Annotated in this window: 16 protein-coding genes; 5 read left to right on the forward strand and 11 right to left on the reverse strand. The window is 60.0% G+C overall.

The annotated features are described in order from the left end of the window. Positions 1 to 31: 31 nt before the first annotated feature. Together GTF44_RS00715 and GTF44_RS00720 are read right to left on the reverse strand one after the other, a co-directional pair. A complete protein-coding gene (locus GTF44_RS00715; RefSeq protein ID WP_367383347.1) occupies positions 32 to 442 on the reverse strand; it encodes a VOC family protein in 411 nt (136 codons plus the stop codon). Between the two features lie 122 nt (positions 443 to 564). Further along, the gene (locus GTF44_RS00720; protein ID WP_171559170.1) at positions 565 to 1,215 is read right to left on the reverse strand and encodes a GntR family transcriptional regulator; all 651 of its coding nucleotides are present in this window, start codon (positions 1,213 to 1,215) and stop codon (positions 565 to 567) included. A 120-nt stretch (positions 1,216 to 1,335) separates the two neighbouring features. Between GTF44_RS00720 and hydA the strand changes: the two genes are divergently transcribed. Continuing rightward, positions 1,336 to 2,775: a dihydropyrimidinase gene (gene hydA / locus GTF44_RS00725; protein WP_171559172.1), complete on the forward strand. Its 1,440-nt coding sequence runs from the start codon at positions 1,336 to 1,338 to the stop codon at positions 2,773 to 2,775. On the opposite strand, the gene dxs is transcribed toward hydA, so the two are convergent. Genes dxs through GTF44_RS00755 form a run of 6 tightly spaced genes read right to left on the reverse strand, consistent with a single transcriptional unit; the run spans position 2,772 to position 7,990 of the window. Next, positions 2,772 to 4,697: a 1-deoxy-D-xylulose-5-phosphate synthase gene (gene dxs / locus GTF44_RS00730; protein WP_171559175.1), complete on the reverse strand. Its 1,926-nt coding sequence runs from the start codon at positions 4,695 to 4,697 to the stop codon at positions 2,772 to 2,774. The two genes, hydA and dxs, sit on opposite strands and share 4 nt — an antisense overlap. Positions 4,698 to 4,719: 22 nt before the next feature. Next, positions 4,720 to 5,526 carry a polyprenyl synthetase family protein gene (locus tag GTF44_RS00735; protein ID WP_171559615.1) on the reverse strand — a complete coding sequence of 269 codons (807 nt, stop codon included), beginning with the start codon at positions 5,524 to 5,526 and terminating at the stop codon, positions 4,720 to 4,722. Between the two features lie 60 nt (positions 5,527 to 5,586). Continuing rightward, entirely contained in the window at positions 5,587 to 5,832 is a 246-nt protein-coding gene (locus GTF44_RS00740; protein ID WP_145213442.1) for an exodeoxyribonuclease VII small subunit, read from the reverse strand. Next, entirely contained in the window at positions 5,829 to 6,764 is a 936-nt protein-coding gene (locus GTF44_RS00745; RefSeq protein WP_171559178.1) for a histone deacetylase family protein, read from the reverse strand. The genes GTF44_RS00740 and GTF44_RS00745 overlap by 4 nt, the downstream gene beginning before the upstream one ends. Before the next feature lies 1 nt (position 6,765). Next, positions 6,766 to 7,479, reverse strand: a complete 714-nt coding sequence (locus GTF44_RS00750) for a response regulator (protein WP_171559180.1) — start codon at positions 7,477 to 7,479, stop codon at positions 6,766 to 6,768. Further along, a complete protein-coding gene (locus GTF44_RS00755) occupies positions 7,472 to 7,990 on the reverse strand; it encodes a MarR family winged helix-turn-helix transcriptional regulator (RefSeq protein WP_145213435.1) in 519 nt (172 codons plus the stop codon). Before GTF44_RS00755 ends, GTF44_RS00750 begins: the two co-directional genes overlap by 8 nt. 188 nt (positions 7,991 to 8,178) lie before the next feature. On the opposite strand from GTF44_RS00755, the gene GTF44_RS00760 reads away from it, so the two are divergent. The 4 genes from GTF44_RS00760 to GTF44_RS00775 all read left to right on the forward strand — a co-directional run bounded on the left by GTF44_RS00760 (position 8,179) and on the right by GTF44_RS00775 (position 10,326). Beyond that, entirely contained in the window at positions 8,179 to 9,048 is an 870-nt protein-coding gene (locus GTF44_RS00760; protein ID WP_145213432.1) for a branched-chain amino acid aminotransferase, read from the forward strand. A gap of 168 nt (positions 9,049 to 9,216) precedes the next feature. Next, a complete protein-coding gene (locus GTF44_RS00765) occupies positions 9,217 to 9,453 on the forward strand; it encodes a hypothetical protein (RefSeq protein WP_171559183.1) in 237 nt (78 codons plus the stop codon). Beyond that, positions 9,446 to 9,901: a DUF2335 domain-containing protein gene (locus GTF44_RS00770; RefSeq protein ID WP_171559186.1), complete on the forward strand. Its 456-nt coding sequence runs from the start codon at positions 9,446 to 9,448 to the stop codon at positions 9,899 to 9,901. The genes GTF44_RS00765 and GTF44_RS00770 overlap by 8 nt, the downstream gene beginning before the upstream one ends. An 83-nt stretch (positions 9,902 to 9,984) precedes the next feature. Further along, positions 9,985 to 10,326, forward strand: coding sequence for a DUF2794 domain-containing protein (locus tag GTF44_RS00775; RefSeq protein WP_171559189.1), 342 nt, complete (start codon positions 9,985 to 9,987; stop codon positions 10,324 to 10,326). Between the two features lie 3 nt (positions 10,327 to 10,329). Here the strand turns inward: GTF44_RS00775 and GTF44_RS00780 are convergent, their stop codons facing one another. From GTF44_RS00780 to GTF44_RS00790, 3 genes are read right to left on the reverse strand one after another with little or no spacing between them, the layout of a single operon-like run. Next, positions 10,330 to 11,166, reverse strand: a complete 837-nt coding sequence (locus GTF44_RS00780; RefSeq protein WP_171559192.1) for a C40 family peptidase — start codon at positions 11,164 to 11,166, stop codon at positions 10,330 to 10,332. Further along, positions 11,163 to 12,548 carry a M17 family metallopeptidase gene (locus GTF44_RS00785; protein ID WP_171559195.1) on the reverse strand — a complete coding sequence of 462 codons (1,386 nt, stop codon included), beginning with the start codon at positions 12,546 to 12,548 and terminating at the stop codon, positions 11,163 to 11,165. The genes GTF44_RS00780 and GTF44_RS00785 overlap by 4 nt, the downstream gene beginning before the upstream one ends. 59 nt (positions 12,549 to 12,607) lie before the next feature. After that, positions 12,608 to 12,991, reverse strand: a complete 384-nt coding sequence (locus GTF44_RS00790) for a hypothetical protein (RefSeq protein ID WP_171559197.1) — start codon at positions 12,989 to 12,991, stop codon at positions 12,608 to 12,610. Positions 12,992 to 13,056 lie beyond the last annotated feature (65 nt).

The raw sequence follows: 13,056 nt of genomic DNA on the forward strand, positions 1-13,056 counted from the left end.
GCCGCCCTTATGTGATTGCGGTGCGCAGGGCTCAGCCCAGCACCGATTGAATCTCGATCTGGTATCCCTCGGGGTCGTTGAAGGCGAAGGCGCGGATGCCCAACTCGGCGCTTTCGAACATCTTGGTCAGCCCGGCCACGCCATTGGCCTTGATCCAGGCGTACCAAGCATCGACATCCGCGGCGCGCAGGCAGACCTGCACCGGTTTTTGTTCCGAGGCGCGCTGCATCCCGCGGGTTTCATCAACCAAGCCAACATGGGCCTGACCTGTGATGCGGTAGATTTTCGACCAGCCCTGATCGATGGCCAGATCCAAGCCCAAAACCTCCTCATAAAACGCCATCGCTTGGGGCAGGTCGCGGTAATAGAGGAAGGTGATCGCCAGTTCGGTCTCGCCCTCGGGGCGGGCGATCTTGTCTGTCTCGGTGTTTGGATTGCTCACGTCAGGCCGCTCCCAAGGCTGATTCCATACCGACGGTATACCAAAAGTATATCGTGTCAACGGAGACGAAGCTCAGGCCCGGAACTCAGGGTGATTTGCTTAGGAAAGAGGCAGGAGTGCCGTCAGAACAGACGGTTTACATGCGCTAGAATCGCCGTCCGGACATTTTCCAGATGGAGGCGCATGGCCGTATCGGCCCGGTCCGGGTCCTGCGCCAGAATCGCGTCGATGATCTCGATATGCTCAAGACAGCCGGGCTCGAAGCGTTCGGGGATCGAACCATTGTCGAACATCCGGGTCTTGAGTTTCAGCCCAACAATCAGCTCATTGAGCAGCGCAGAGCCCGCACGTTTTGCGATGAGGCCATGCAATTCATCATCAAGTGCGGCATGTTCCGCAGGCGTTGGCCGATTGGGGCCGAGGAAGTCAGAGACCCGTTTTCTAAGGGTCACGAAAGGCTCCGCCGGGCCGGTGACACTGGCGGCTTGCCGCGCGGCTTCGCATTCGAGCAAGCGCCGCACATGGAGCAATTCCATAATATCGGTGATCGAAATTTTGCTGACCGTGGGCGCGCCGCCATTCACCCGGCTGACCAACCCCTCGCTGACCAGCCGCGCAATCGCCTCGCGCACAGGGGTGCGCGACACGCCCAAACGCTCGGCAAAGGCCTTTTCCTGCAGCCGCGTTCCGGCGGGCAATTCGCCGCTTAGGATCATGCCCTTCAGCCGATCATGAACTGATGCGCTGAGGGTTTGCGCCTGGACAATCGTCATAACCCTCTCACCTCCCCAACCGATAGGCCAACGGTCTACTGCCGTCGTAACTTGCCTCAATCCTGTCTCTGTGTATACCGTAAGTGTACCGAACGGGGCAACTCTCAGCAGGTCACAGATATGGCAATGCAATCTCATGACATGATTATTCGTGGCGGAACAGTGGTCACGGCCGAAGGGTCGGAACGGACCGATGTTGCGATCCAGGATGGGAAGATTGTCGCTGTCGGAGAAGGGCTTGGATCGGCTGTGACCGAGATCGATGCTTCCGGGCGGCTGGTGATGCCGGGCGGTGTCGACAGTCATTGCCATATCGAGCAACTCTCCGGCGCCGGATTGATGAATGCCGACACGTTCGAGACAGCGACGCGATCCGCGTTGATGGGCGGGACGACGACGACGATCTCTTTCGCGGCGCAACATCCGGGGCAGAAGCTGTCGAAGGTCGTGGCCGATTATCAAGCGCTCGCTGCCAAAGGCGCGATTGGCGATCATGCGTTTCATATCATCGTGTCCGACCTGTCTGGCGGCAACCTCACCGAGGATTTGCCAGCGCTGCTGTCGCAAGGCCATCGCTCGATCAAGCTGTTCACGGTCTATGACAAGGTGCGGATGGGTGATGAGGACATCCTTGATGTGCTTTGGTGTGCGCGGGCGCATGGCGGCTTGGTCAACATCCATTCGGAAAATGACGGTTTGATCCGGTGGATGGTGCGGCGCTTGGTTGAGGCGGGTCAGACCGGCTCACGGTTCCACCCGGTTTCCCATCCGCGTGCCGCAGAGATCGAAGCGCTCAACCGGATGTGCATCTTTGCCGAGTTTACCGGGCAGCCGGTGATGCTGTTCCACATCTCCTGTGCCGAAGGGGCGGAGATTGTCCGTGCGGCCCGCGCGCGGGGTGCGCCGATCTTGGCGGAAACCTGCCCGCATTACCTCTTCATGACGGCCGATCAGCTGAACTTGCCCGGCAATGACGCCGCCGGTCTGATGTGCAGCCCGCCGCAGCGCGCGATGCCGGATCAAGACGCGCTTTGGCAAGCGTTGGAACAAGGTGATTTGCAAGTCGTCTCATCCGACCACGCGCCGTATCGCTTGGATGAAACCGGTAAATTCGCCCATGGCGTGGATGCGCCCTTCCCGAAGATCGCCAATGGGATGCCCGGCCTAGAAACCCGTCTGCCGCTTATGTTTGATGCCATGGTGAGCCAAGGGCGGATTGGGCCGGAACGTTTTGTCGAACTCACCTCAACTAACCCCGCAGAGATTTACGGCCTGCCCGGCAAAGGTCGGATCGCGCCCGGTGCGGATGCGGATATCGTGCTCTGGGACCCGGATAAGACCGTCACCTTTGGCGTCGACGATCTGCACGATAATACGGGCTACAATCCTTATGCCGGGCGGAGCGTCACCGGTTGGCCAGAGACGGTTTTGTCGCGCGGTGAGGTTGTCGTCGATCACGGTAAACTGCTCGGGCAACCGGGGCGCGGGCGGCGCCTGCCGATGGAGATCAGCCCGCATATGAGACCGCAGCCAAATCCACCTGCGGACCTGCCGTCTTAGGCGCGTTTGCCGATCACCTCGACACCGAGTGTCGTCAGCACTTTCGCCTCGATATCCTCAGCATTCATTGCCGCGACCGCATACATGTCGTGCGGGCTGGCTTGGTCGATGAAGATATCCGGCAACACCATGGAGCGGTATTTGAGCCCGGTGTCGAAGACTCCGTTTTCGGCCAGAAGCTGCGCCACATGCGATCCGAACCCGCCGATTGCGCCCTCTTCGATGGTGATCAGCGCCTCATGATGGCGGGCGAGTTGCAGGATCAGCTCTTCGTCGAGCGGCTTGGCAAATCGCGCATCGGCGATCGTGGGCGTGATGCCCTTGGCGGTCAGCGCTTCGGCAGCGTCTTGCACCTCTTTCAATCGCGTCCCGAACGACAGGATCGCAACGCGGTTGCCCTCGGCGATCATCCGGCCTTTGCCGATCTCCAAAACCGTGCCGCGCTCGGGCATCTCAACGCCCACGCCTTCACCGCGTGGAAACCGGAAGGCGGATGGCGTGTCGTCAATCGCGGTCGCGGTGGCGACCATATGGACCAGTTCCGCCTCATCGGCGGCGGCCATGACGACAAACCCGGGCAAATTCGCCAGATAGGCGATGTCAAAACTGCCCGCATGAGTCGCACCGTCCGCCCCAACGAGACCGGCACGGTCGATTGCAAAGCGCACCGGCAAACGTTGGATGGCCACGTCATGGACGACCTGGTCATAGCCGCGCTGCAGGAAGGTAGAGTAGAGTGCGCAGAACGGTTTCAAACCGCCCGCCGCCATCCCCGCAGAGAAGGTCACCGCGTGTTGCTCAGCGATACCCACGTCGAAACACCGGGTTGGGAAACGTTCGGCGAAGAGGTTCAAGCCTGTGCCATCCGGCATTGCCGCGGTGACGGCCGTGACCGTCGGGTCGTCTTCGGCCTCGCGGATCAGGGATTGCGCAAAGACCTTGGTGTAAGACGGCGCATTTGATGGAGCCTTCTTTTGTTCCCCGGTCACCACATCGAATTTCGCGGTGGCATGGCCACCATCGGGTTTGCTTTCGGCATGGACATAGCCCTTGCCCTTGGTCGTGATCGCATGGATCAGGATCGGGCCATCGGCCCGCGCTTTGACGGTGCGCAGAACCGCAAGAAGCTGTTCCATATCGTGGCCATCAATCGGCCCGACATAGGAAAAGCCCAACTCTTCGAACAAGGTCCCGCCAATTGTGGCGGCTTTCAGCAACTCCTTCGCGCGGCGGGCGCCCTCTTGGAACGGTTCTGGCAGCAGCGACACCGCGCCTTTCGCGGCGGCTTTCAGCTCTTGGAAGGGCGCGCCTGCGTAGAGACGCGAAAGGTAAGAGGACATTGCGCCGGTTGGCGGCGCGATGCTCATTTCATTGTCGTTCAAGATCACAATAAGGCGTTTGCCCATATGACCGGCGTTATTCATCGCTTCATAGGCCATGCCCGCCGATAGGGCGCCATCGCCGATCACGGCAATTGCATCGCCCAACCCATGCTCTGGCGCGCCACCCAAATCGCGCGCCACTGCGAAGCCAAGCGCCGCCGAGATCGAGGTCGAGGAATGCGCCGCGCCAAACGGGTCATAGGGGCTTTCGGAGCGTTTTGTGAATCCGCTGAGCCCGTCTTTTTGGCGGATCGACAGCATGAGATCCCGCCGCCCCGTCAGAATCTTATGAGGGTAGCATTGATGGCTCACATCCCAGATCAGCCGGTCGCGCGGCGTGTCGAACACCGCGTGAAGCGCGACGGTCAGTTCTACAACGCCCAGGCCCGCGCCCAAATGCCCGCCCGTTTTGCTTACCGAAAAGATGGTTTCTTGGCGCAACTCATCGGCTACTTGGCGCAGTTCCGAGTCGGACAACGGAGTCAGATCGGCAGGCGTCTTCACCCGGTCCAAAAGCGGGGTATGGGGTTGGCTGGTCACTCTGCTGGCCTCCCGGTCCGGGTTACATGTCGCGGGCGATAATGTACCGCGCCAGCGCCTTCAAGGTCTCTGCTCTCTCTCCATACGGGTCGAGCGCGGATTCCGCATCGGCAATCAGATCACTTGCACGCGATTTGGCACCATCAACGCCGAGGAGCGAGACAAAGGTTGCTTTCCCGGCCTGGGCGTCCTTTTGCAGCCGTTTGCCCGCTTTCGTGGCATCGCCTTCTACATCCAAAATGTCGTCTGCGATCTGGAAGGCAAGGCCGATGGCCTGCGCGTAACGCCGCAGGGGGGCCGGGTCGGCCCGCCCGAGAATGGCGCCAGCCTCGGCGGGCCAGGTGATCAACGCCCCGGTCTTATTGCCCTGCAACTCGGTTATTGCGTTGAGGGAGAGCGGCTGATCGGCGGTCTCGGCGGCGATGTCCTGCGCTTGGCCCAGCACCATACCTTGCGCGCCGGACGCCTTGGCCAGCGTGGCCACAAGCTCGATCCGTTGATCCGGCGCTCCGGCATTGGGATCGGCCAGCAGTTCAAAGGCGAAGCTTTGCAGCGCATCGCCCACCAGAACCGCAATGGCTTCATCCCATTTGATGTGCACGGTCGGCTGACCCCGGCGCAGGTCATCGTCATCCATGCAGGGCAGATCGTCATGAACCAGGCTGTAAGCATGTAGGCATTCAACCGCTCCTGCGGCGTAAAGCGCTTGACCTCGAGGTACATCGAAAAGCGCCGCTGCCTCCAACGTCAGAAACCCACGAAGACGTTTGCCGCCCCGGGTCGCATAGCGCATTGCCTCGGCCACCGGGTCCGTGCCGAACTCGCTCATCTGATCTGTCAGGAAGTGCCCGATATCGCTTCGGGCATCGCCAAGCGCCGTGTGAAACACTTACAGTCCTTCGGCAGGCGTGGTTCCCGTCGCCTGACCATCCGCATCAAGCGTGATCTGGGCGACCTTCTCCTCGGCCTCTTTCAGCTTGGCCTCGCAGCGGGCTTTCAAAGCGGCGCCGCGTTCGTAAAGCGTGATGGAGTCTTCCAACGGCACATCGCCCCGATCCAGCGCATTCACGACCGTTTCCAGCTCGCGAATGGCCTCTTCAAAGCTCATTTCTTCGATCGGTTTTGGGTCACTCATTCGCCTTGCTCCATCAGCACCGTCACATGCGCCGCGACCGAAGCCGCGAGCGCATCCAGATCATAGCCGCCTTCCAAAGTCGAGACCACGCGACCGTCGCAATGGGTCTTGGCGAAGGCGCAAAGCTGCTGGGTGATCCAGGCAAAATCCTCGGTGTCCCAGTTCAAATTGGCCAGCGGGTCGGCACGATGGGCGTCAAACCCGGCGGAGATCAACAGAAGCTCAGGCTCAAATGCCTCGAGACGCGGCAGCATGCGGTTTTCCACGATCTGCCGCATCTCGGCGCTGCCGCTCCCGGGGCCGAGCGGCAGGTTCAGGATGTTGTTGGCGGTGCCCCGTTCGCTTGGTGCACCGGTGCCGGGATAAAGCGGCATCTGATGGGAGGAGATGAACAAAGCGCGCGGCTCGTCCCAGAGCAAATCTTGCGTGCCATTGCCGTGATGGACGTCGAAATCGACGATTGCCACACGGGCGAGGCCATGCCGTTCCAACGCATGTTTCGCGGCGATGGCGATATTGCCGAAGAGACAGAACCCCATCGGGCGCGTGCCCTCGGCATGATGGCCCGGCGGGCGTGTGGCGACAAAAGCGTTTTGCGCCGCGCCAGCCAACACTTGATCAACCGCGAACAGGCAACCGCCGACCCCTTTGAGCGCGGCCTCCCATGAGCCGGGCGAGACGGTCGTGTCCGCATCAAGCGGCACGAGACCGGCATCCGGGATGGCATTGCGGACTGCCATGACGTGGCTCTCGGGATGGCAGAGGCGCAGGTCGGCCTCGTCGGCCAATGGCGCCTCGGCGCGGGTCAGCGCGTCAAATTCTGGGGCCGCGAGTGCTTCAAAAACATATTCAAGCCGCGCAATCTGCTCCGGGTGACCGGGTGGCATTTCATGAGCCAACCCGGCGCGGTTTTCGACAAGAAGTGTGGTCATATCAATCAGGTACCAACATATAACCCGCGCCGCGAACGGTCTGCAGATAGCGGGGTTGTTTCGGATCGGTCTCGATCTTGCGTCTCAACCGGGTGATTTGCACATCGACGGCGCGTTCTTGCGCTTGGCCAGCGCTGTCGCCTTTGTCCCGGCCAAGGTCTTCGACCAGTTGCGCGCGGCTCACGGGTTCATGCGGACAAGCCGAGAAGATGCGCATCAAGGCAGCTTCGGTCGCGGTCAGACGGACGCTATCTTGGCCTTGCCACATCTCACCGCGTTCCAGATCGTAGCGAATGCTGCCGAGATTCAGGACCTTTGGCGCATCTTGCGGCTCCGTCATCGTGGGCACCCGGCGCAAGATTGCGTTGATGCGGAGCAACAACTCCTTCGGCTCAAACGGTTTCGGCAGATAGTCGTCCGCCCCTGCTTCAAGGCCCGTGATCCGATCGCTGGCCTCGCCCTTGGCGGTCAGCAGCAAAATCGGTGTCGTCAGCGTTTCCCGGATCGCCTTTGTCAGGCTCAGACCATCCTCGCCCGGCATCATCACATCCATCACGATCAGATCGAACTCCAACCCCGAGAGCAGGCGCCGAGCATGGGCGGCATCGCGCGCGACACTGGTCATAAAACCATGCCGGATCAGGAATTTCTGCAACAAGCCGCGAATGCGCTCGTCGTCATCGACAATCAGCAGATGGGCGGCGGCTTCATTCATGATGATGCTCCATCTTGATTTGATAGTGTCGACGCAGCTCGGGGTCCATCATCTGCTCCAACACAGTGCGAAATCCGGCGACGGCCTCCGGCCCGGCGGCGCGATAGGCGGCGCGCATCCGATTGCGCTGCGCATCTGACAGTTCGCGCTCCAGGGCCGTGCCCGCCTCGGTCAGGAACAAATGCCGCTCGCGTTTGTCGCGCGTGCCGACGCGGCTTTCAACCAACCCATCCTCGACCAGGGCGCGCAACACTCGGTTCAGCGATTGTTTGGTGACGCCCAGAATATCGAGCAGATTGTTCACCGTTGTGCCCGGCGTCCGGTTGATGAAATGGATCGCCCGGTGATGCGCGCGGCCATAAGCGTAGTTCTGCAAAATTCGGTCGGGGTCGGCCGTGAACCCGCGATAGGCGAAAAACATCGCCTCGATTCCGCGCCGCAGCTGCTCATCGGTCAAAAACAGCAGGCTTTCGCCGCCGACCAGCGCATTGGCTGTTCCACGATCTGCCATCGTCACGTCCCTTCCGTCACGCCCGTTCGGGCTTTGAGACAGTTTATGTCAGCCTTGTTGACTTTCCAAGAATCAATTGATAGCGATTGCACGGTTTTGCGCAATATTATGTCCGATCCGGCCATATTGGGCGCAACAAACAGAAAGATAGCGGCTTGCCAGCCGCGAATTGATGAAGGATGGGAAAGATGAGCGGCAGCTATGACAACCGCGATGGCGCAATCTGGATGGACGGCAAACTGGTGCCGTGGCGCGATGCCAATGTGCATATTCTGACCCATGCGATGCATTACGCCTCAAGCGTGTTTGAGGGCGAGCGGGCCTATAACGGCAAAATCTTCGAAAGCCGCCGTCACTCCGAACGGCTTCTGGCTTCGGGCCGGATGATCGATGTTGAGATCCCGTGGACCGTCGATGAGATCGAAGCCGCGAAATACGAGGTGATGAAAGCCAATGGGCTGACCGATGCCTATGTCCGCGCGGTTGCCTGGCGGGCCTCGGGCGAAGATATGGGCGTCGCGTCGCAGAAAAACCCGGTGCGCCTGGCCGTCGCGGCCTGGGAATGGGGTGCCTATTACGGCGATGCCAAGATGAAAGGCGCCAAGCTCGACATCTCGAAATGGAAACGCCCGTCGCCGGAGACGATCCCGTCTCACGCCAAGGCCGCCGGTCTCTATATGATTTGCACCATGTCGAAACACGCGGCGGAGGCCAAAGGTTGCTCGGATGCGATGATGTTCGACTATCGCGGCTATGTGGCCGAGGCGACGGGGGCGAATATCTTCTTTGTCAAAGACGGTGAGGTGCACACGCCCGACCCGGATTGCTTCCTAAACGGCATCACCCGGCAGACCGTGATCGGGATGTTGAAAGAGCGTCAGATCAAAGTGCATGAACGCCATATCATGCCCGAAGAGTTGGAAAGCTTCGAGCAATGCTGGCTGACCGGCACCGCCGCCGAGGTGACGCCGGTGGGGCAGATCGGCGACTATAACTTCGAAGTTGGCGCGCTGGCCCGAGATATTGCAGAGGGCTATGAGGTTAAGGTTCGGGAGTGACATAGCGAATAGTCTGGTATCTGACTCTTGACGCTAAGTTTCAGCTGATTCATCATGTTGACCAAAAGCAGAACGCAGATACTATATATAGAGAGATAACACGACATGCATCATGAGTCTGGCTTCACCAGCTTGTGGGGTTTCTGGATTCGCCTATATGAAAGGCGTATGGCCAAGACTCTTTATAACCTGAGATTGCTCGGTGATCGACCTCTGCAGCAGGAGCGTCTTGACTTGTTTCTTGATGCATATGGTGCGTCTCTCGATGCAAACCCAGCTTGCTTTTCATCTTCGAGAAGGCGGGGGGCTGCGGCTCTTTGGGATGATTTTGTCCGGATATCAGAAGATACCAACCGTGCCATGAGCAATAACGCAGCTCGTCGGATTGTAATGAAAGATGAGTGATACGCCGGACAATCGGCCAGAACCTGAGGTTATCTCCCGAGAAGACTGGGACAAGCTAACCTCGGAGGAAAAAGATCAGTTCTCAGTCCGCCTCGAGGGGTTTCAGAGTCCGCTACTGCCACCAGAAGTTCTCCAGCGTTATGGGAATGTTATCCCGAACTTGGACAAGAAACTCGTTGAGTGGTCTGAAAGCGAGACGACCCATCGCAGGCAGTTAGAGCGTGAAGCTTTTGAAGAAGCAAGACTACTGCGTTCTCGTAGTTCCATGTTTGGACCTATTGTGGCCATTGCCGGCCTCGTTATCGCCGGTCTCGTATCAGTTTTTAATGAAAGTTGGTCGGGATCATTTACGGCGGCGGTCATAGCTATCGTATCTGTGGGTGGCCCATTCGCAGCAAGAATACTTGCTAGCAGAATCAACCATAGACAGATGAGTGACGAAGAGTAGGTAGCAACCGATTTAGCTAAGTGAGCCAGGCCAGGTACTTCGTGAATCTTGATTTGTCGTCGAACCCAGGCCAAGTTTGAAACATGGTCGTGCAGATCCAGCCCAGAGGCCCCGTGCGTATTCCCGAAAAGGTCGCTTTCGACCGCAAGGAGCTTGCGGTGATCTTGACGATTTATGGCCGGATGGTCGCCGCCGGGGAATGGCGCGACTATGGAATTTCGTTGCTCTCCGACGTGGCGATTTTCTCGATCTTCCGGCGCAGCGCGGAGCATCCCATTTATCGTGTCGAGAAACGCCCGAAATTGGCGCAGCGGCAAGGGCAATACGCTGTGATCGGAATGGATGGCCGCATCCTGAAACGCGGCCATGATCTGAAAACCGTTCTGCGGGTCTTGGAGCGGAAACTGATCCGCGCGGTCGACTAACACTCAGGTGATGTTCAACCGTCGCCGACCGGTGATCGGCCCGTCTCCTGCGGTTTCGATCCGGGCGGCGGCGTCTTTCAGCGGCTCATAAGCCACCGCCATGTGGTGGGCGTTGGCATGCAGCAACATCCGCTCATTCGCCATGATCCCCACATGGCCCTCCCAGAACACCAGATCACCGCGTTGTAACGGCTCGCCACGCTGCAGCTCCCGCCCAAGAGCGGCCTGCTGCTGATCACTGTCACGCGGACAATCGACCCCACAGGCCAAAAGCGCCACTTGCGTTAAGCCGGAACAGTCGATGCCCCATCGGCTGGTTCCACCCCAGAGATAAGGCGTGCCCAAGAACAGATCGGCGACGCCAACCGGGTCGCCAAACCGCGCCTTGATTGGCTGAAGATGCGAGCGTGGGATGAAATGGCCGGTATGAATGCGCAGAAAATCCTCTCGCTCCGCCCGAACCCGCACTCGGGAGCCGAAGAACACCGAGACATCCGGCGGCGATTTGAAATTCGCCTTCGGATACAGATGCGTTGCAGGGGCCACCACCCAATGTGTCGGCTCCTCCGGTTCGGTCAATGCGCCGGCTGCCATATAGCCGACATAGCCGTCGCGCTCGGCCTGGCCGAAAACGTTGCCGTCTTTGGCTTCGAGCACCAGAAACCGTTCGCCAAACACCAACTGGCTGACCCGGCCGCCTTGCGGCTTGTCCGTGATGTTGGCCATCGGCTGCTGCACCATGGTCCAGCGACCCTGAACAAACCGCTCCGCTTCAATCTTGCCCTGCAGCGATACATGGGCCACGCGCCCGTTGCTTGGGGTTGTCCGGGAATCCGTCATAGGTTCAAGACCTCTGGTAGGGCTTCAAACACGCTGCGCGCGCCCTGACCGACACCACCCTTGGGGCGCCCGGGTGCCGCATTTGGTTGCCAGCCATAGATGTCGAAATGCGCATAACGCGGCGTGTCTTTCACAAAGCGGCGCAGGAACAGCGCGGCGGTGATCGAGCCCGCAAATCCGCCCTTCGGTGCATTGTCGAGATCAGCGATTCCGGGTTCGATCATGCTCTCATAAGGCGTGTGGAAGGGCATGCGCCAAACCGGGTCGGCGACGTTACTCGCGGCCATCGCAAAGGCGGCGGCGAGTGGATCGTCATCGGTGTAAAACGGCGCAAGATCTGGCCCAACCGCCACACGCGCAGCGCCGGTCAGGGTGGCCATTGAGATCAGCAAATCTGATGGCGTCTCGCTTGCCAGCGCCAATGCATCGGCCAAGACCAAGCGGCCTTCGGCGTCGGTGTTATTGATCTCCACGGTCAGCCCATTCCGGGCCGTGAGAATATCGCCGGGCCGGAACGCGTTGCCCGCAACATTGTTCTCCACGGCGGGGATCAAGACGCGAAGCCGAAGCGGTAGAGCGGCGCTCATGATCATCTGGGCGAGGCCGAGAACCGTGGCCGCGCCGCCCATATCCTTCTTCATCAGGCCCATGGAGGCGCCGGGTTTCAGGTTCAATCCGCCGGTGTCGAAACAGACGCCTTTGCCCACGAGGGTCAGCGTTGGCCCGCTGTTCCCCCAGGTCATATCCAACAGGCGGGGCGCGCGCGTCGCGGCGCGGCCCACGGTGTGGATCAAAGGCAGATTGGCACCAATCAACGCCTCTCCCTCTGTCGCCGTTACGTCCGCGCCAAACCGGCCCGCCAGATCGCGCATCGCGGCTTCAAGGGCATCTGGCCCCATGTCTTCGGCCGGTGTGTTGATTAGATCGCGGGTCAGAGCTTCGGCCTCGGCGATTTGCTCTAGCCTCGCGGCATTGGTCTGGGGCGGGGCAACCAAACCGGCTTTCACTTGCGGTTGGTTCCGGTATCGGTCGAAGCGATAGCACGACAGGAGATAGCCTAACCCGACCTCGTCGCCTGACACATCCTCTGGCAACGCGTCGATGCGATAGATGCCAGTCGGCAGTTGGGCGATGGTGGCACCGACAGCAAACCGTGTGCGTTTCCGCGCTTCGGGTTTGCCGAGGCCAATTAGGGCCAGTGCCGGTCGACCCGATGCATCCGCCAAACTCAAGACTTGGCCGGCTTTGGCGGCAAATCCCATATGATCAACCCAAGATCTCTGCGCTTCGGTCAGATCGGCGAAGGCATCCGGCACGTCGGCAGGGGCGATCAATCGGATCGGAATGGTATCGGTTTTGGCTTCGCTAAATCGGGCTGGCATTGGGCGCTTTCCTAAGATGTCGCCACCCTAGCGTGCCCGATCCCTGCCGCAAGCCCCCTTCAGCCTGAGAGGTCTTCCAGGTCCCAAATCGCCAGAATCGAGCGCTCGCCCACCCGTTGCAGCCGCGCCAAGGTTGCCGAGAGCGCGACCGCATCGCCGCTTGCCTGGGCCATTTCCACATTGCGTGCAGCCCGCGCGAGGGTCGCCATCCCAATTCTGTCGGATGCCGCAATCAGGTGACGAACCGGCTGGCCTAACCCGTGCGGATGCTGGCCTTGGTCAAGGTTTTCGACGTCCTGAAGAAGCTTGCCGATAACGCCAAGCGCGTCGGCGACCTCTGACTCAGCGCGTACTTCGCCCAACTCGGTGCATAGCTTCTCAAGCTGGTCCGGATTGAACCGCGCAGGTTCATCCAACCGCAAAATGGCCACGGGTGGCTTCATTTCTCACTCCACTTCTTCCCCAACGGCGTAGGGCACCCGCATCCATTCTGCCAAAGAAACGCCTT

This window comes from Roseobacter sp. HKCCD6576-2 (assembly GCF_013179285.1).
In the GTDB taxonomy this organism is placed as follows: domain Bacteria; phylum Pseudomonadota; class Alphaproteobacteria; order Rhodobacterales; family Rhodobacteraceae; genus Rhodophyticola; species Rhodophyticola oceani.